Origin of the sequence: Maribacter huludaoensis (genome assembly GCF_029350945.1) — a bacterium.
Lineage (GTDB): Bacteria > Bacteroidota > Bacteroidia > Flavobacteriales > Flavobacteriaceae > Maribacter > Maribacter huludaoensis.
The window spans coordinates 55,792-74,794 of the sequence record NZ_JARKMS010000004.1 but is presented as its reverse complement, the minus strand read 5'-3'; the positions used below and the strand labels follow the sequence as shown (position 1 = coordinate 74,794).

Sequence of the window (19,003 nt, the reverse complement as noted above, 5' to 3'; positions counted from 1 at the left end):
TTTATAGAGAGGAAAGTTCTGCTTTCCTCTCATTAAACTCTTTCATCAGCGCCCTAACAATTTCACCAGCCGGTTTTATGTCATGTATCAACGCAGATACTTGACCTATTTCTAGTTCGCCATCTTCTAAGTCGCCTAAAAACATACCTTTTTTGGCACGCCCCCTTCCTAAAAGAGTTTTTAGTTCTTCAATATTTGCTCCGGTAGCGTAGGCTTTTTGTACATCATTATAGAACTTGTTCTTTACTAGTCTAACAGGGGCAAGCTCCTTTAACGTCAAATGGGTATCACCTTCTTTGGCTTTAACCACAACTTCTTTAAAGTTCATATGGTTAGACGCTTCTTCACTTGCCACAAACCTACTACCAACCTGCACCGCATCTGCACCTAAGACCATTGCCGCTAACATTGCTTTCCCAGTTGCTATACCACCGGCGGCTATTAGGGGAATATGAATTTTCTCTTTAACCGCCGGAATTAAAACCATAGTTGTTGTTTCATCACGACCATTATGTCCACCTGCCTCAAAACCTTCTGCTACAATGGCATCTACTCCCGCATCCTGTGCCTTTAAAGCAAACTTTAAACTACTGACCACATGTACAACCGTGATGCCTTTTTCCTTTAAAAAGGATGTCCACGTTTTTGGGTTTCCCGCGGATGTAAATACGATTTTGACGTTTTCCTCAACAATAATATCCATCAACTTATCAATATCAGGATACAACATTGGTATATTCACTCCAAAAGGTTTTGAAGTCGCTTTTTTACATTTTTGAATATGCTCGCGTAAAACACCTGGATACATACTACCGGCACCAATAACTCCCAGACCACCAGCATTGGACACCGCACTGGCTAATCGCCATCCGCTGGTCCAAATCATACCTCCTTGAATTATTGGAAATTCTATTTTGAAAAGTTCAGAAATTCTATTTTGCATGAGCTAGGTAAATTACCCTGGAAAACACCAAAGGGTTATAATGAATAGTTACTATAGTTTTCAACGCAAGCATTGATTCTACTTAATACCTACTATGGAATAATATGATACAGATTTAGATATTATGAATCCTCCTATAACGCCATATATATTTTAAGAAATAACCCCAGACCCTATAAGGTCATCTTCTAAATACCAAGCTACGAACTGACCTTCGGTAATGGCAGATTGCATTTCCTTAAAATCTACGTACATACCACCTTCTACTCTATATATGGTAGCTTCCTGTAGTTCTTGTCTGTATCTTATACGTGCTTTCACCTCTAACTTCTCATCAATTTTCAAAGCCAAATCTTCACGAACCCAATGTATTTCTTCATCCTTTACAAACAAAGTTCTTCTATACAAACCTGGGTGTGCCTTGCCTTGACCTGTATAAATGATATTCTCACTAACATCAGTATCAATTACGAATAAAGGTTCTTTTGTTCCACCAACATGCAGACCTTTACGCTGCCCTTTGGTAAAATAATGTGCCCCTTGGTGCTCACCTACTACTTTACCATCATTTAAATGATATACCGGTTTCTCCGCATAGTAGGCCAACTCTGATTTTTTATCGTCGAAACTTGGCGCTATTTGTTCATAAGCACCAAACCCGGCAGGAACCTCAACAATTTTACCGGTCTTAGGTTTTAATTGTTGTTGTAAAAATTCAGGCAATCTTACTTTACCAATAAAACATAAACCCTGAGAATCTTTTTTATCAGCAGTGATCAAATTCATTTTTCCAGCAATTTCCCTCACCTGTGGCTTGGTCAACTCCCCTATGGGAAATAAGGTTTTTGATAATTGCTCTTGCGATAATTGACATAAAAAGTAAGACTGATCTTTATTACCATCTTTCCCTGCCAATAACTGATAGGTTTCCGTACCGTCTGTATTTTTGATGGTGCCTTTTCTACAGTAATGACCCGTAGCTACATAATCTGCCCCAAGCTGCATAGCTATTTTCATAAAGACATCAAATTTGATTTCCCTATTGCATAACACATCAGGGTTTGGGGTTCTCCCCATTTCATATTCCCTGAACATATAGTCAACTATACGTTCTTTATATTCAGCACTTAAATCAACCGTTTGAAATGGAATACCCAACTTCTCCGCAACAATCAAGGCATCGTTACTATCTTCTAACCACGGACATTCTTCTGATATGGTTACCGAATCATCATGCCAATTCTTCATAAACAGGCCAATAACGTCATAACCTTGCTCTTTTAAAAGGTATGCCGCTACACTTGAATCTACTCCCCCAGAAAGTCCTATTACTACTTTTTTCATCTCTTCATCTTGGTCGCAACAAAATTACAAAATTTCAATTCAAACCTTCTTTTTTTACATCGGCACTTTTCATGTAAACCTTTAACAATAACCTTAGTAAAAACAGATATCTGAAAACCTTTTTTTTGAATTCGTAATTTTTTTGAGTTAAAAATATTTTGTTAAACTTTTTTAAAAATTAGTTAAACAATAAATATCTATTGTATTTTTAGCATTGTAGATGTTTTAATATCATAAATGTAATTTATAGTATACAATGTTAAACATCTTTCATTTTTAATTAAACAATCTTTAAAAACACAATTATGAAAAAAATGTTACAACTAAGAAATTTTATGTTGTTGCTCTCCATTACCATGATTACATGGTCTTGTAGTAACGATGATGATGTAGAACCTATGGCCGCCAATGATTTGACTATCGTTGAAACGGCACAGGCAGAAGATGCACTTTCTTCTTTGGTTTCTGCCCTTACTACTGCTGACAACTCAGAAGGCACTGATTTAGTAGGCACATTAAGCGGCGACGGTCCTTTTACCGTTTTTGCACCGACCAATGATGCCTTTACCGAACTATTGAATCAATTAGATGATTTTGATACTTTGGCAGATTTTGATACGGACGAAGAGAGAGCGATTTTAACTTCAATATTAACGTATCATGTAGTTGCAGGTGTTTCAGCTAGTTCTTCTGATCTATCTAACGGTATGATGGTCACTACGGTACAAGGTGAAGATTTAACCATTAATATTGATGGTGATGTTTTTATCGATGATGCAACGGAAATCGATGCCAAAGTTGTTATTGCAGATGTAGAGGCCAGTAATGGAGTTGTTCATGTTATTGATAAAGTATTACTACCACAAGCTATTATAGATGCTTTGAACGGAGAGGAAATGCCTGAAGAAAATGGCACATTGGTAGATATTGTTGTAGCTACTGAACCTTTATCCCTTTTAGAGGCAGCGGTAATTAAGGCTGATTTAGTCGCTACTTTAAGTTCTGATGGACCATTTACCGTATTTGCACCTACAGATGATGCCTTTGTAGCATTGTTAGAAGTTTTAGGCGACGACTATAATAGCCTTGATGATTTTGATACGGATGAGGAAATTGCCTTGCTAAAAAACATATTGTTGTTTCATGTGGTTGCCGCAGAAGTAAAATCTACCGATTTGGCCGCAGGTCAGGTAGCTACTGCATTTGAGAACAACAGTGTTGAAATAATATCTTCTGGAGATACTTTTGTGATCGGTGATGCTTCAGACACAAACGCAAATATTACAGGTGTAGATATTATGGCGTCTAACGGTGTTGCACATACTATTGACAAAGTGTTATTGCCACAAGCAGCTATTGATTTTGTTACAAGTTTACAATTGAAGACTATTGTTGACACAGCAGTTGCAACCGATGACTTAAGTTTACTGGTAGAAGCATTGATACAAGCAGATGCAGGCTTAGTAGAAACATTGAACAGTGAGGGACCTTTCACAGTTTTTGCCCCCACGAATGCAGCCTTTGTAGCATTATTAGAAACTCTTGGCGATGATTTTAACAGCGTTGCTGATTTTGATACAGATGAGGAAAAGGCATTATTGACAAAAATTCTTACCTATCATGTAGTAGCGGGTGTTTCTGCCTACTCCACTGATTTAAGCAATGGTCAAGTTATAGAAACCGTGCAAGGTGAAACTATTAGTATTGCATTGACAGATAATGGAGTTGAAATTATGGATGCTACAGAAACCAACGCCAACGTTGCCTTAGCGGACGTTGCTGCCACCAATGGTGTTGTTCATGTTATCGATAAAGTAATTTTACCTCAAGAAGTGTTAGACATGTTGGCGGCAATGAGTCTAAGAACTATTGTTGAAATTGCAGTTGATACAGATGACCTTAGTGTTTTGGTCGATGCATTAGGGCAAGCAGATGCCGGATTGGTTGAAACCTTAAGTGGTGACGGTCCATTTACCGTTTTTGCACCAACTAATGATGCCTTTGTAGCCTTATTGGATGCTTTAGGTGAAAATTATAATAGTATTGCTGATTTTGATACCGAAGCTGAAAAAGAATTATTAACTACTATTTTAACTTTTCACGTAGTATCTGGAACAGCTGCTTTTTCTACGGATTTAAGTGATGGCCAAGCTATAGCAACCGTACAAGGTGAAAATGTAGGTATTAATATTAAAGACGGTACCGTACATGTAGAGGATGCAAGCGAGGACAATGCATCAGTTGTTATTGCCGATGTTGAGGCTAGCAACGGTGTTGTACATGTAATCAACAAGGTACTTTTACCACAAGCAGCTATTGACGCTTTACATTAAAAAAATATTTCTCCATATTTTAAACCTTCTAGAATTCTAGAAGGTTTTTTTATGTCCAATTTCTGCTAACATCAGTACAGACTCTTTTAACATACAATAACCCACCCTTTACAACTTACTTTTTATAAAACTTTAATTTAATTACATCTTTAACATCCCAAATCTTACCAAACCAAGCCTTAACCAATGGCAAAAGCCCTTTCAAATTTGAAAGGGCTTTTTATTTACTATTATCAGAAGTTTATTTTTAATTTTTTTTCTGCGCTTCTGCTTGTTCCATCATTTCGCGCATTTTCTTTTGGAACTTATTTTCTTTCTTGGGTTTCTTCTTGTTCTCCTGTATCTGTGCATGGATCTTATCATTATCTATAATAACATTCTTGATCACCAACATTATACCTATGGTAATAAGGTTAGATACAAAGTAATACAAACTAAGACCACTTGCGTAATTGTTAAAGAAAAACAACATCATAAACGGCATTAGGTACATGATAAATTTCATGTTGGGCATACCTGGCTGCGTTGGCATATTCTGACCCGTAGTCATATTCATATAAAAGAATATAGCTATAGAAGCCAAAATTGGAAATAAACTAACATGATCACCATAGAATGGAATAGAGAATCCTTCTGGAAATTGATAAATAGTATCAAAAGAAGAAAGGTCATCTGCCCATAAAAATGGTTTTTGGCGTAATGCGAACGATGTGGGGAAAAACATGAACAGTGCATAGAAAATTGGCATTTGTATGACCGCGGGTATACAACCGCTCATAGGACTTACCCCTGCTTTACCATACAATTTCATGGTTTCTTGCTGCTTTTTCATCGCATTATCCTTATACTTCTCCCCTAGCTCCGTAATTTCCGGTTTTAAAACCTTCATTTTTGCCTGAGACAGGTAAGACTTATAAGTTACTGGCGACATTGCCAAACGTACCAATATGGTCATAATTACAATGGCAATACCATAAGGAAAATACGAACTGATCAAACTATAAAATGGGGTGAAAAAGTAACGGTTGATCCAACCGAATATTCCCCAGCCAAAAGGAATGGAATCTACCAGACCTAAATCCTCGTACTTAGATAAGGTATCTACATCAGTAGGGCCAAAATACCAATGTAAATCTTTAGATAGTTCTCCACCTTCTAAATCTACCGCTAACTTTGAACCATACTTTTTTGTGAAACCGAAAGTTCTACTTTCTTCCTCAACTAAATTTACAGATGTTAAATCACCATTTTTAAAAGGCTCATCTGCCGCTAGAATACTACTAAAAAAATGCTGCCTATAAGAAATCCACTTTATATCTTCCTCAGTTTCCTCATCATCACTTCCTTCAGACAATTTGCTAATTTTACCATCTTCATGATTATAGGTCAATCTTGTATACCTATTCTCATACTCAATACTTTTTGAGTGGCGTATACCTTTTAACTTCCAATCTAAAGTTACTGGCTTACTAGTACTGATAACATTATCCAAACCTTTAGACTTAATGGTAAAATCTACCAAATAGTCGTTCGGTTTAATAACATATCTATATTCTAAATATTGACTATTAGATGTTTTTGCCTTCAATGATAACACCTTGTTACCATTGTCATTTGACATTGTAGGCTCAAAGTATAGATCTTGAGTATTCAACATTCTATTATCAGATGTCGCAAAATCTAAACCAAATGAAGCATTACCATCTTTTACCAAATATACCGGCACAGAATCATAAGTAACAAATTGTTTCATTTTCGCTTCTACAATCTGCCCACCTTTGTTGCTGATCTTCAGTAATAGAACTTCATTCTCAAAAGTAGTAATGTCGTTAGAAGGTTTTGTAAAACCAAAAGCACCAATTTTTCCTTGGTAATTGGCAACTGCAGTAGAATCTTTTAAATCTAATTGCGGTACATCATTAATAACAGTTTCAGTTTCTGAATTTTCTGATGCCTTCGCAGCCTCTACCTGTTCTTGCTTTGCCTTTTCTGCCTCAATCTCTTCCGGGGTTGGCTGATTTTGGTAAAACATAAAGATGAGTATTCCAAAAATAAGCACAAAGCCTATGATGGATTGTACATCAAATTTCTTTTCTTCCATGTGGTATTTCTAATTAATTGGGAATATTTTGAATTTTTAAGAAAGCAAATATATGTCCAAATATCATGTTTATGCCATTGTGGCATTACTTTGTGCCTTTTTATGCGCTAAAGCGGCCTTGACCAAGCCTACAAATAACGGATGCGGATTAGCGACAGTACTTTTGTACTCTGGATGATATTGTACACCAATAAACCAAGGATGGTCATTTAATTCTACAATTTCAACCAAATTGGTTTCTTTATTAAAACCTGTTGCTTTCAACCCTGCATTCTCCAACTGCTCTAAATAGGCATTGTTAAATTCATATCTATGACGGTGGCGCTCAGAAATTTGAGATGCTCCATCATACATTTCCTTCACCAGGCTACCATCTTTCAATTCACAGTCCCACGCACCTAAACGCATGGTTCCTCCCATATCCGTCACGGTTTTTTGCTCTTCCATTATGCTAATAACTGGATCAGAAGTTTCCTCATCCATCTCGGTAGAATTTGCATTTGCCAAGTTCAACACATTACGTGCATACTCTATAACCGCCATTTGCATACCTAAGCAAATACCCAAAAACGGAATGTTCATTACACGTGCATATTCAACAGCTTTTACTTTACCCTCTATACCACGTTCACCAAAACCTGGTGCAACCAAAATGGCATCAAGTCCTTTTAGCTTGCTTTCATAGTTTGCGGCAGTAATGTATTCAGAGTGAACAGATTTCACGACAACCTTAACCTCATTAGCCGCCCCTGCGTGTATAAAAGCCTCTAATATAGACTTGTAAGAGTCCTGCAACTCTACGTATTTACCAACCAAACCTATAGTTACTTCATCTTTTGGGTTCTTATGCCTAACCAAAAACTCGTTCCAACGACCTAGGTCTGGAGCTTTATCATTAGGCAATGCCAATTTCTGCAAGGTTACAGTATCCAAACCTTCTTCTTGCATTAACAATGGCACATCATAAATAGTAGATGCATCAATACTCTGTATAACCGCTTCACGCTTTACATTACAGAAAAGCGCCAGCTTGTCTTTTATATCATTAGAAATCTCATGCTCTGTTCTACAAACCAAAATATCGGCTTTTATACCGCTTTCCATTAAAGTTTTTACAGAGTGTTGTGTTGGCTTGGTCTTTAACTCACCTGCTGCAGATAAATAAGGCACCAAGGTCAAATGAATAACGATAGCATTGTTATCACCCAATTCCCAAAGAAGTTGACGAACCGCTTCTATGTAAGGTAGCGATTCAATATCACCCACGGTTCCTCCAATTTCAGTAATTACAATATCATATTCACCGCTTTTACCTAGTACTTGAACACGTTCTTTAATCTCATTTGTAATGTGCGGAACTACTTGTACCGTTTTACCTAAAAATTCTCCTCTACGTTCTTTTTCTATCACGCTTTGGTAAATTCTACCGGTCGTAACATTATTTGCCTGCGAAGTACGAACATTTAAAAAACGCTCATAATGCCCTAAATCTAAATCTGTTTCTGCACCATCATCTGTAACATAACATTCGCCATGCTCATAAGGGTTTAAGGTTCCAGGATCTACATTTATGTAAGGATCCAGTTTTTGAATGGTAGTTTTGTAGCCGCGAGATTGCAGTAATTTCGCCAAAGATGCAGCAATTATGCCTTTTCCTAACGAAGAAGTAACGCCTCCCGTAACGAAGATGTATTTGGTTTGTGCCATGTATCGAATTCTATGTTACGGGACACAAAGTTACAAATTGAGGTGAGAACTTAACGGGTTTCCTTAGGAAAATGTTTTTGTATTTTCCGAATTATCGATTCTAGACCGTTTGTTTTAATTTCTAGCATAGATTGCAACAAATCTCCCAATTTACCATCAGGAAATCCTTTTTGTTGAAACCAAACCAAGTAAGGCTCTGGTAAATCTACCAAAAACCTACCCTTATATTTACCAAATGGCATACGGTAATGTGCCAATTCAATTAATTTTTCCTTATCAGGATTAATTTCCATTTTTTAATCTAAAAAATTATCTTTAAAAAATCAACATCTCAAAACAACATGAAAAGAAGAAATTTTATTGGTACCTCGGCCGCCGCGTCCGTTGGTCTGTTAACTACATCTGCGGCAATGGCAAACAATACCCAAACTTCGGCAACCGCCAAATTAAAATACAATATTAACCATAGTGTTTGTTATTGGTGCTATGGAAGCATTCCTTTTGAAGATTTTCTTAAAAATTTAGTTGAACTGGATATACGATCAATAGACCTTGTAGGACCAGATGAATTTCCGCTTTTAAAAAAATATAACATCCATGCCTCTATGTGTTGGGGCGCCGGCATGGGAATTACAAAGGGCTTTAACGACCTTTCTTTACACGATGAATTAATTGCAGACTACGAACGTGTTATTCCTTTGGTAGCCGAGGCTGGTTATACCAACCTCATCTGTTTTAGTGGCAATAGAAATGGAATGAACGACTTAGTAGGATTGCGCAATTGTGCCATTGGACTAAAAAAATTAATGCCTTTGGCAGAGAAGCACGGCGTTGTTTTACAAATGGAACTTCTGAACAGTAAAGTTGACCACAAAGACTATATGTGCGATACTTCTGAATGGGGCGTATCTCTTTGTGAAGCTATTGGTTCTGAACATTTTAAGCTCTTATATGATATTTACCATATGCAAATAATGGAAGGTGATATTATTAGAAACATTGAAAATTACCACCAATATTACGGTCATTATCATACTGGAGGAAACCCTGGAAGACATGAAATAGATGAAACTCAAGAAATTTTCTACCCTGCAGTAATGAAGGCTATTTTAAAGACTGGCTACAAAGGCCACGTTGCACAAGAATTCGTACCTAGCTGGGAAAACAAAATTGATGCTCTAAAACAAGGTGTCACTATTTGTGATGTGTAGTTCGTTAGTGTGCTAGTGTGCTAGTGTGCTAGTGTGCTAGTGTGCTAGTGTGCTAGTGTGCTAGTGTGCTAGTGTGCTAGTGTGCTCTTTATCAAAAAACAGCTTGCTGTTTTTTGATAAAGACTATTTCACTATTTCACTATTTCACTAACGAACTAATTCACTTTCAAACCATTAAGCTAAGATTTGATTAAAGCCTCTTCTATTTCTTTGGCCCAACGTTTTTGTACCGGTAAATTTCTTGAATAATTTGTTTCTGAATCGTATTTATTTTGGAAGTCGTTCAGCTGGCGAATGGTAGCTTTATAGATTTTACGAATTTCTTCCTTTACATTTTTGGTAAATTTAGTCTCCGCCAATTTCTTACGCAGTTTACGGGCGTAGAGCTCTGTAATATCAAAATGCAACTGTTCGTGCAATAAGGTTACCTCATTGCAAAGCTCGGGTTTGTACCATGATTTTGTTGGATAAAAATAGGCAAACACTTTACAATCTACCTGAAGTTCATTATTCTCGTAAAATGTAGAAAAGCGATAGGTTATACCACTTGCCGTGGTTGCTGCAGCCCTTGAGGTAATTGGAGCTTCACCTTTAAAATCATTCCAAGTAAATCTAAAATCTGGTTCCCATGACACCACTTCTTGACCCTGAACATTAAAAATGGTCAGTAGCGTTAGAAAAAAGAAAATGAAATGTGCCCTTTTTATAAGTCCCAATTATAAGTGATTACTTTCTCTATATCTGGATGCAAACTATAGTGCACAGGGCATGTATTTGCCGTGTGCACCAATATTTTTCTATTCTTATCTGAAATATCTTTTGGCAAATGTACTTCTACTTCAATCTTAGATATTCTTCTAGGTGAAGCCGCCATGTGTTTTGTTACGGCGGCGGTAGCACCTTTCAGGTCTACTTTCAACCCGTTTGCCTTAATACCCATCATTGTCAACATACAACTTGCCAAACCTGTTGCAACGGTATCGGTAGGTGAAAATGCCTGTCCCAATCCGTTGTTATCTACTGGTGCATCCGTAACAAAAGAATCGTTGGATTTTAAATGAACACACTCAGTTCTTAACTCACCGTTGTACGTTACTTTTGATGTCATACTACTCTATTGTTTTAATTCGTAAATCGTCTATCATCATAATATAAGAAGACTGGTTATAATACCCGGCAACACCTTTTCTTTGGTAATTGAACTTATTACCGCTATACTCCGTTTCACCAATAAATCTCGAAACATCTATCAAACTGTTATTGTAAGCCAATTTCAGTAAAAGGTCATATGTTAAGTCAAATCCTCTTACGGCATATTTATCCGGATCGTCACCAAAGCGTTTTCTATAACGTTCAACAAATGAATTATTGGCCACCTGGCGATTTACGGAAGGATATGTAAATTTTAAATTAGACAAATGTGTATTTGAAATTACATCGTTTTCAAAGCCCGAGTTCATATCTGTCGTAAACATTCTTACACTCACTTTATCTTTACCTAACAAAGGATCAAAAGCGGTATTGTTAAATGAATTTAAAATAGAGACAACACTGGCAATTAATTTATAATTATCAGACTCTACAAACACCCAATTTGGAACTTGATCAGATAATAACGTTTGTAGTTTATCCCTGTTGATACCAATATTTTTCTCCTCTTCTTTTACAACGACCACTTTTGCCATTGGAAATCTTTTAAGGATAGCATCTTTCTCCTTACTATTATCCTCATCCGCTATTATTAAAAGCGTTTCTATCGTATGATTGGTCTCTACATAATCCAACATATGCTTCCACAGTACTTCTTCGTCAGTATAGGAAAAGAATACATTGTCTAAACTTAAATCACTTTTGGCAGGTACGGGAGCAATTACAGGAACATTAAATTTTGAAGCCTGTACAGCAGTTTCTTTAAGCGAAGGCATATCCAAAGGACCAAAAACGGCACTATACCCTCCAAGTTGTTCTCCTTGTAAAATTTGTTTTGTTTTACCTAAATCTAATTGATTATCAAAAGTCTTTACATCTATGGAAACGCCCAAAGATTTCATAGAATCAATAGCGACCAACGCTCCAGAATAAAGGCCAAGGCTGTATTTTAAACTATTTCTATTGTCAATAATTCTTTCTGTCTCTTCCTTGTTACTAAGGTCAAGTTTATCTAACCTGAAAGGTAACAAGAACAATACTTTGGGTTTTACGGCAATATTTATGCTATCCAACAAGTTTACCTTATCTAAAACCAAGGCATTTCTCACTTCAAAATCACCAACTTTGTTTTTTGGTAATTTGAGGACCATACCAGCCTTTAGACCGTCCTTTAAATCAGGATTCAAGGCTACCAACTCTGCCCATGTCATCCCGAATTTTCTAGTCAATCGAAACTCGTTCTGTTTTGGCTTTACCTCGTAAAAAATGTAGTTATCCGTATTAATTTCCCCAGTCTCTACTTTTTGCTCAGGAATACGTATAACCATACCTTCTTTTAATCCGCCACGTTCCGTTATCTCTGGGTTTAAACGAACAATTTCATCTGACTTTACCCCAAACTCCTTTTCCAAACGATAAAAATTCATTTTGGCAGGTACGGTGTATGAAGTATAAAGTTGGGTTACCTGGTTCTTTACGGTACTACCGGCTATTTTGGGCATTAACAGCTCATAGCCTTCAGACAAATAGTTATTTGCTGCGGACAGACCCGGATTCAATTCTAGCATACGTTCAATAGTAATACCATATTTATGGGCAATACTCCACCTAGTTTCCTTTGCCGCAACAATGTATTTTTCTAAATCACCTTGATCTTCTACAACTTCTGCAACTTTGGGTTCGCGGTATTTAGGAATACGTAAATCCATTTTCTTTTGAAGTGGCGAAGCATACAATTTTGGGTTATATTTCTTTAGCTCATCTTCCGTAATATTATACAACTGGGCAATACCGAAAATAGTTTCCTTTTTCTTTACACGATGCTCTGTATAACCAATTGGCTCCCTTGTTTTAACCGAATCTTGAACGACCGTCGTTTTTGTTTGGGCAGACATGGTCGTAGGCGTATTGGAAATAGGTGCGCTTGTTTGCTCTACTATTTTCTTACCCGGCACTACCAATATCGTATTTGACCTCAGTTTTTGACCTTCTTTGATTTCTTTATTGTACTGAAGTATACTTGACGTTGAAACTCCGTACATTTTAGAAATGCTTTCTAGTGTTTCTCCTGATTTTACTTGATGCGTATTGAATTTTTGTGCCATTGCCGTACAGGACACCAATAAGCAAAACGACCCAATTAAGTAAATTTGATTGAACATGTATTTCATACTATTCCCATTCTATTGTTGCTGGTGGCTTTGAACTTATATCATATACGACACGGTTGACACCAGGGACTTTATTTATTATATCATTTGATGTTTTTTGTAAAAACTCATATGGTAGGTTCACCCAATCGGCAGTCATACCATCTGTACTTTCTACAGCTCTAAGCGCAACACATTTTTCGTAGGTACGCTCATCGCCCATTACACCAACACTGTTTACAGGTAATAACATGGCACCTGCCTGCCAAACTTTATCATATAAATCCCATTTTTTTAATCCGTCTATAAAAATGGCATCTACTTCTTGTAAAATAGCCACTTTCTCTGGCGTGATATCCCCAAGAATACGAATTGCCAAACCAGGACCAGGAAAAGGATGTCTACCCAACAATGCCTTATCTATACCCAAACTTGCCCCAACCCTTCTTACTTCATCTTTAAACAACATCTTCAAAGGCTCTACCACTTTCAATTTCATGTAATCTGGCAAACCACCAACATTATGATGACTCTTTATAGTTTGTGACGGACCACCGGTTGCAGAAACAGATTCTATAACATCAGGATAAATAGTACCCTGTGCCAACCATTTTGCATTCTCAACTAAATGTGACTCATCATCAAAAACTTCTACAAATACACGACCAATTGTTTTTCTTTTGGTTTCTGGATCACTCTCTCCAGCCAGATCATCCAAAAAACGTGCCGAAGCATCCACACCTTTTACATTTAAGCCCATACCCTCGTACTGCTTCAATACATCGGTGAATTCATTTTTTCTTAAAAGACCGTTGTTTACAAATATGCAATGCAGGTTTTTACCTATCGCCTTATGCAATAATACTGCTGCAACAGAAGAATCTACCCCGCCAGATAATCCTAAAATTACCTTCTCATCTCCAATTTTTTCTTTTAACTCTGCAACCGTTTTATCAACAAAGGCATCTGGGGTCCAAGTTTGTTCCATTCCGGCAATATGTACCAAAAAGTTCTCCAGTACTTGTTTTCCGTCTTTAGAATGATATACTTCTGGATGAAACTGAATTGCATAGGTTTCTTCTCCCTCAAACTTAAAGGCTGCGTTTTCCACATCATGGGTACTTGCCAATAAGGTTGTATTCTCAGGTAGGTGCTTAATAGTATCGGCATGGCTCATCCATACTTGGCTACCTGTACCTACTTTATCAAAAAATGGTTCGTTTTCCTTAATAAAGCTAAGGTTGGCACGACCATATTCCCTTGTATTGGATTTTTCCACACTACCACCGTGAAAATGTGCCAAATACTGTGCGCCATAACAAACGCCCAACAATGGTTTTTTACCACGTATTTCAGACAGATCCGGGTGAACGGCATCCTCACCTCTTACAGATAAAGGTGATCCAGAAAGAATCACGGCCTTATACTCGGAAAGGTCTTCGGGTAATTTATTATAAGGTTTAATTTCAGAGAAAATATTTAGCTCACGTACGCGTCTTCCAATCAATTGGGTGTATTGTGAACCAAAATCTAGTATCAGGACTTTATTTTGCATGGGCAAAAATAGCAAAAACCAAATGTTGAAACCATCTTATTTCAGTTATATTTTTTAACAAATAGTTTTAAAATTGAAATTCTCTTACTGGCCATTAAATCTTAAAAAAAGATGAATTGTATTTTTCTTAACAATCAGTGTAGGAAAAATCTACCTATTTTTAGACAACATCAATAAACAACACTAGCCTTTTGAAAAATAAGATATACCACAGCTTATTTTTCCTAGGACTTATTTGTAAGTCTTATGGAAAAGTAGCCCACACAAGTTCTACCGAAAATCGCTTTAATGTAGATATTAACAATTTTCAAGAACCAAAAAACAATTTTACCATTAGTGGTTACATTACCGAAAGCGGTAGTGGAGAAAATCTCTTAGGTGCTTCTATTTATGTTCCTGAGTTAAAAAGAGGAACAACGACAAACGACTACGGTTTTTATTCACTTTCACTGCCAAAAGGTAAGCATACTGTTTACATTTCTACAATTGGGTACACTACAATTATTAAAAAAATAGAAATTAATAACGACCTCTCTTTAAATTTTAAACTTGAAACAGACACGCAATCACTTGATGAAGTTACAGTTAGTGCTGACAGTAAAGTAAAAGAAAGTAAGGTCACCCAAATGAGCAAAATACAGATCAACCCATCTACAGTAGCTGATATACCTGCATTACTGGGTGAAAAAGATGTATTAAAAACATTGCAATTATTACCCGGTATACAAGCAGGATCTGAAGGAAGTTCCGGTTTCTTTGTTCGTGGCGGTACGCCAGACCAAAACTTAATTATTCTAGATGATGCAGTGGTTTACAATTCAAATCACCTATTTGGATTCTTCTCTGTATTTAACGGTGATGCCATAAAATCCGTAGAAGCATTCAAAGGAGGATTCCCTGCCAGATTTGGAGGTAGATTATCATCTGTCATTAAGATAGACATGAAAGATGGAAATAAAGAAAAGATATCAGGTAAAGTAAATATTGGTCTTATATCTTCATCTATGCTTTTAGAAGGACCTATTAATAAAGGTAAAACATCATTTATTTTTAGCGGAAGACGCACCTATGCAGATGTTTTGGCCCAACCGTTCCTTTCTGAGGAAAATGGTAAAGGCGGTTACTATTTTGCCGATTTAAACTTTAAAATACATCATATTTTTAGCGAAAAAGATAAGCTATATTGGAGCAACTATTACGGCAGAGATAAATTTTATAGTTCATTTAAAGACCAGTTTACTGATGAAAAAGTGAAGCTTGGGTGGGGAAACATTACCTCTACATTACGTTGGAATCATCAGCTTAACGATAAACTATTTGCCAACACGTCATTAATATATAGCAATTACGACTTCAAAATATCTGATGAATATACAGACACTTATGATGATAATGTAGTTGAGTATTTATTTAAAACTAGTTCTGGCATAGAAGACCTAACTCTAAAAAGTAGCTTTGACTATTATCCAAATAGTAAAAATACATTGCGTTTTGGAGCAGAAATCACTAATCATAGTTTTACACCGCAACGAGTACTTTTAAAAGATACGTATGCCGAAGATATAGACAAAACAGAAGAACTGAATTCTTTAGAAGGGGCTCTATATATAGAAGATGATTGGAAAATAACCGATAAGCTTAGGTCTTCGCTTGGTTTAAGACTAAGTTATTTTAATTATAATAACACAAACTATATTAATCCAGAAACAAGATTGGGTTTATCATATAGTTTAAAACCAGATTTGGCACTAAAAGCTTCTTATGCTAAAATGAATCAATACATTCATTTATTATCTAGCTCTGGAATTGGACTACCTACAGATCTATGGGTCTCCTCAACAGATAACGTAAAACCACAAACTTCCCAGCAATTTGCCGTAGGTATTGCCAAAGATTTTTTTGAAAAAGATTATTCCCTATCCCTTGAAGGATATTATAAAAACATGAATAATATTATTGCTTACAAAGAGGGCGCATCATTCTTAGCGTTAGATAATCTAGAATCTGGTGCAGACTTAGATTGGGAAGAGAATATTACCGCCGGCGAAGGTTGGGCCTATGGTGCAGAAATACTTTTTAGAAAGCAAACAGGCAAGCTAACAGGTTGGTTAGGTTACACACTTTCATGGTCAGAAAGACAATTTGACGAACTGAACTTTGGTAATAAATTCTATGACCGTTATGATAGAAGACATGACATTTCTGCGGTGGGTATTTATAAACCTAGTGATAGATTTACATTTTCTGCTACTTGGGTCTTATCTACGGGTAACAACTACACCTTACCCAATTTACAAAGAATTGGAGGTAATTTCCCTATTGGCGGTTCTAACTTTTTCAATAGAGGTTTACAAGATATTACAACGCAACGAAATAACTTTAGGGGAGAAACAAGCCATAGGCTAGATTTAGGATGGCAATTTCATAAAAAGAAAAAGAAAGGACGGGAACGCACATGGGCTATTTCATTATATAATGCCTATGCAAGACAAAACCCGTTTATTTATACCGTAGACACCAAATATCCTAATTACAATGACCCTAATGGAACAGAAGAAAAAGAACTCACAAGAACTTCTGTACTAATTTTAATTCCTTCAGTAAATTATATATTCAAATTTTAAGATATGAGAAAAGCAGTACTTGCACTATTAGGATTATATATTTTATTAATGGGATGTCAAAAAGTTGTAGATGCCGATGAACTTTTAGACACAGAAGAGCAGGTTTCTATAATTGGATACATTTCTCCGCACGATACCATTTTAAAAATATCGGTCACTAAGGCGTTACCCTCAATTGGCACTCCAATAAAAGCTAACCAAGATTACGCTTTTCCCGAAGAATTTTTAATTAAAGATGCCGTAGTCACCTTATCAAATACAGAAGGCAATAGTGTTGTTTTAAATTATGACAACAAAACAAATACTTACATTACTAGCGCCTCAAATTTAACTATTTTGCACGGTGCTACTTATAATTTAAAAGTAATTGTAGCAGAAAAAGAGTTTAATGCTTCTTGCCAAATTCCTAAAAAGTTAGACACAATAAATGAAATCATTGAATTTCAGCAAGACGAGTTTGGTTATGAACTTGCCGTAATCAATATAAACTTTAAAGATTTTGCAGATGAAGACAATTACTACATTTTAGGCGGATTTATTAATACCACTTTAAAGTATGAAAACGAAGAACCATTTCCCTATGAATATCCTATATACTTTGGTGATGATGAGTTTTTAATAGATAATATAAATGAAGGAGCAGAATTAAATGGTAAAACCGAAATTTCTGTTGATAACGAATATTATTCTGACACAAAGATAACCTTACAAGTTGCACATGTAGAAAAGGCTCTATTTGAAAATGTAAAAACCACTAGAACAAATGATGATGTAGATGGAAACCCATTTGTAGAATATGTAATTGCTCCTAACAACATTTTAGAAGAAGGTGCCATTGGTGTTTTTTCTGGATACAGTGTTACTGAAAAGGTTATTGACCTTAAAGATTAGTTATTGCCATTACATCCCTATTGAACATAAAAATAATGACTAGCTTAGCATAAGATGATTTGACAATACTATTTTTTCATGAAACACATTAGCGCAATTATTTTTGGAGCAGCAATTGTTATAGCCGCATATTTTTTGGGCAACGCATATATACAAAGGGCAAACCCGCCACAAATGATATCCGTTACCGGTTTGGGCAACGAAAACTTCACCTCTGATTTAATTGTTTGGGAAGGTCAATTTTCTACAAATAGCACTGTATTAAAGACTGCTTTTGATCAATTAAACCGTGACAAGGAAATTGTTCGTCAATATTTAACCTCTAAAGGTATTGATGCGAACAGCATAATTTTTAATAGCGTGCAGACTACAGAAATGCGAGATAACCAATATGAAAATGGTAATTACGTTGGCAGTATGTTCAGGGGCTACCAATTAATTCAAACCCTAAAAATAGAATCTGAGGATGTTGCTTTAATTGAAGGTGTGTCTAGAGAAATAACAGAATTATTGAATAAAGGGGTCCAGTTCAACTCTTCACCACCTAGATATTATTACACCAAATTAGCGGACCTTAAAATTGAAATGATTTCAAAAGCTACCGAAGATGCCAGAATACGTGCAGAGAAAATAGCCGAAAATGCAGGCAGTAATTTAGGTGATTTGGTTTCTGCCAACATGGGGGTATTTCAAATAACCGGTCAAAATTCTGGTGAAGACTACAGTTGGGGCGGTGCATACAATACCTCATCTAAAAACAAAACAGCATCTATAACTATGCGCTTAGAATACAAGGTAAAGTAATGCTTTACTTTGATCAAATTCATTTACCGATCTGGTAAAGAATATATTAAATATAAAAGCCCGGTAATCACCCGGGCTTTTCAATCAACCAATTATCAAACCGAATACTTAAAAAATCTTTTTCATAACAATCTGTATTCACACGCTAAGTCGCAACATTTACACTAACCTTACAATTGTAAATAAACTTT

14 protein-coding genes are annotated in these 19,003 nt (G+C 36.2%); 5 read left to right on the top strand and 9 right to left on the bottom strand.

The genetic code is table 11. The features are described from left to right. Window position 1: 1 nt before the first annotated feature. Both PXC01_RS12625 and mnmA read right to left on the bottom strand, forming a co-directional pair. On the bottom strand, window positions 2-943 hold the full coding sequence (locus PXC01_RS12625) for an NAD(P)H-dependent flavin oxidoreductase (RefSeq protein WP_276472658.1): 942 nt from the start codon (window positions 941-943) through the stop codon (window positions 2-4). Window positions 944-1,096: 153 nt separating this feature from the next. After that, window positions 1,097-2,287 (bottom strand): tRNA 2-thiouridine(34) synthase MnmA, encoded by a 1,191-nt coding sequence (gene mnmA, locus PXC01_RS12620; protein ID WP_276472657.1) that lies wholly within the window; start codon window positions 2,285-2,287, stop codon window positions 1,097-1,099. 305 nt (window positions 2,288-2,592) lie between these two features. Here mnmA and PXC01_RS12615 point away from each other — a divergent pair, with 305 nt between their 5' ends. Further along, on the top strand, window positions 2,593-4,620 hold the full coding sequence (locus tag PXC01_RS12615) for a fasciclin domain-containing protein (RefSeq protein WP_276472656.1): 2,028 nt from the start codon (window positions 2,593-2,595) through the stop codon (window positions 4,618-4,620). Between the two features lie 247 nt (window positions 4,621-4,867). Here PXC01_RS12615 and yidC read toward each other — a convergent pair whose 3' ends face one another. From yidC to PXC01_RS12600, 3 genes are all read right to left on the bottom strand, one after another. Beyond that, window positions 4,868-6,721 carry a membrane protein insertase YidC gene (gene yidC, locus PXC01_RS12610; protein WP_276472655.1) on the bottom strand — a complete coding sequence of 618 codons (1,854 nt, stop codon included), beginning with the start codon at window positions 6,719-6,721 and terminating at the stop codon, window positions 4,868-4,870. Window positions 6,722-6,790: 69 nt separating this feature from the next. Beyond that, window positions 6,791-8,428 (bottom strand): CTP synthase, encoded by a 1,638-nt coding sequence (locus tag PXC01_RS12605; RefSeq protein WP_276472654.1) that lies wholly within the window; start codon window positions 8,426-8,428, stop codon window positions 6,791-6,793. Window positions 8,429-8,478: 50 nt separating this feature from the next. Continuing rightward, on the bottom strand, window positions 8,479-8,721 hold the full coding sequence (locus PXC01_RS12600) for a DUF3820 family protein (RefSeq protein WP_276472653.1): 243 nt from the start codon (window positions 8,719-8,721) through the stop codon (window positions 8,479-8,481). Window positions 8,722-8,769: 48 nt separating this feature from the next. Between PXC01_RS12600 and PXC01_RS12595 the strand changes: the two genes are divergently transcribed. After that, on the top strand, window positions 8,770-9,639 hold the full coding sequence (locus PXC01_RS12595; protein ID WP_276472652.1) for a hydroxypyruvate isomerase family protein: 870 nt from the start codon (window positions 8,770-8,772) through the stop codon (window positions 9,637-9,639). Between the two features lie 179 nt (window positions 9,640-9,818). Here PXC01_RS12595 and PXC01_RS12590 read toward each other — a convergent pair whose 3' ends face one another. The 4 genes from PXC01_RS12590 to guaA are packed head-to-tail and all read right to left on the bottom strand — an operon-like array spanning window position 9,819 to window position 14,493. Next, window positions 9,819-10,355, bottom strand: coding sequence for a DUF922 domain-containing protein (locus PXC01_RS12590; RefSeq protein WP_276472651.1), 537 nt, complete (start codon window positions 10,353-10,355; stop codon window positions 9,819-9,821). Then, complete coding sequence (locus PXC01_RS12585; protein ID WP_276472650.1) at window positions 10,343-10,747, bottom strand: OsmC family protein; 405 nt, start codon at window positions 10,745-10,747, stop codon at window positions 10,343-10,345. Before PXC01_RS12585 ends, PXC01_RS12590 begins: the two co-directional genes overlap by 13 nt. 1 nt (window position 10,748) lies before the next feature. Then, entirely contained in the window at window positions 10,749-12,950 is a 2,202-nt protein-coding gene (locus PXC01_RS12580; RefSeq protein ID WP_276472649.1) for a LysM peptidoglycan-binding domain-containing protein, read from the bottom strand. Window positions 12,951-12,960: 10 nt separating this feature from the next. Next, window positions 12,961-14,493, bottom strand: a complete 1,533-nt coding sequence (guaA, locus tag PXC01_RS12575) for a glutamine-hydrolyzing GMP synthase (protein ID WP_276472648.1) — start codon at window positions 14,491-14,493, stop codon at window positions 12,961-12,963. 191 nt (window positions 14,494-14,684) lie between these two features. On the opposite strand from guaA, the gene PXC01_RS12570 reads away from it, so the two are divergent. From PXC01_RS12570 to PXC01_RS12560, 3 genes are all read left to right on the top strand, one after another. Continuing rightward, window positions 14,685-17,117 carry a TonB-dependent receptor gene (locus PXC01_RS12570; RefSeq protein ID WP_276472647.1) on the top strand — a complete coding sequence of 811 codons (2,433 nt, stop codon included), beginning with the start codon at window positions 14,685-14,687 and terminating at the stop codon, window positions 17,115-17,117. Between the two features lie 3 nt (window positions 17,118-17,120). Beyond that, window positions 17,121-18,008: a DUF4249 family protein gene (locus tag PXC01_RS12565; protein ID WP_276472646.1), complete on the top strand. Its 888-nt coding sequence runs from the start codon at window positions 17,121-17,123 to the stop codon at window positions 18,006-18,008. 78 nt (window positions 18,009-18,086) lie between these two features. Continuing rightward, window positions 18,087-18,812, top strand: coding sequence for an SIMPL domain-containing protein (locus PXC01_RS12560; protein ID WP_276472645.1), 726 nt, complete (start codon window positions 18,087-18,089; stop codon window positions 18,810-18,812). Window positions 18,813-19,003: the final 191 nt, after the last annotated feature.

Coding starts and splice junctions, on each gene's coding strand:
- PXC01_RS12625 (WP_276472658.1), bottom strand. CDS start 943: ATGCAAAATAGAATTTCTGAACTTTTCAAAATAGAATTTCCAATAATT.
- mnmA (WP_276472657.1), bottom strand. CDS start 2,287: ATGAAAAAAGTAGTAATAGGACTTTCTGGGGGAGTAGATTCAAGTGTA.
- PXC01_RS12615 (WP_276472656.1), top strand. CDS start 2,593: ATGAAAAAAATGTTACAACTAAGAAATTTTATGTTGTTGCTCTCCATT.
- yidC (WP_276472655.1), bottom strand. CDS start 6,721: ATGGAAGAAAAGAAATTTGATGTACAATCCATCATAGGCTTTGTGCTT.
- PXC01_RS12605 (WP_276472654.1), bottom strand. CDS start 8,428: ATGGCACAAACCAAATACATCTTCGTTACGGGAGGCGTTACTTCTTCG.
- PXC01_RS12600 (WP_276472653.1), bottom strand. CDS start 8,721: ATGGAAATTAATCCTGATAAGGAAAAATTAATTGAATTGGCACATTAC.
- PXC01_RS12595 (WP_276472652.1), top strand. CDS start 8,770: ATGAAAAGAAGAAATTTTATTGGTACCTCGGCCGCCGCGTCCGTTGGT.
- PXC01_RS12585 (WP_276472650.1), bottom strand. CDS start 10,747: ATGACATCAAAAGTAACGTACAACGGTGAGTTAAGAACTGAGTGTGTT.
- PXC01_RS12580 (WP_276472649.1), bottom strand. CDS start 12,950: ATGTTCAATCAAATTTACTTAATTGGGTCGTTTTGCTTATTGGTGTCC.
- guaA (WP_276472648.1), bottom strand. CDS start 14,493: ATGCAAAATAAAGTCCTGATACTAGATTTTGGTTCACAATACACCCAA.
- PXC01_RS12565 (WP_276472646.1), top strand. CDS start 17,121: ATGAGAAAAGCAGTACTTGCACTATTAGGATTATATATTTTATTAATG.
- PXC01_RS12560 (WP_276472645.1), top strand. CDS start 18,087: ATGAAACACATTAGCGCAATTATTTTTGGAGCAGCAATTGTTATAGCC.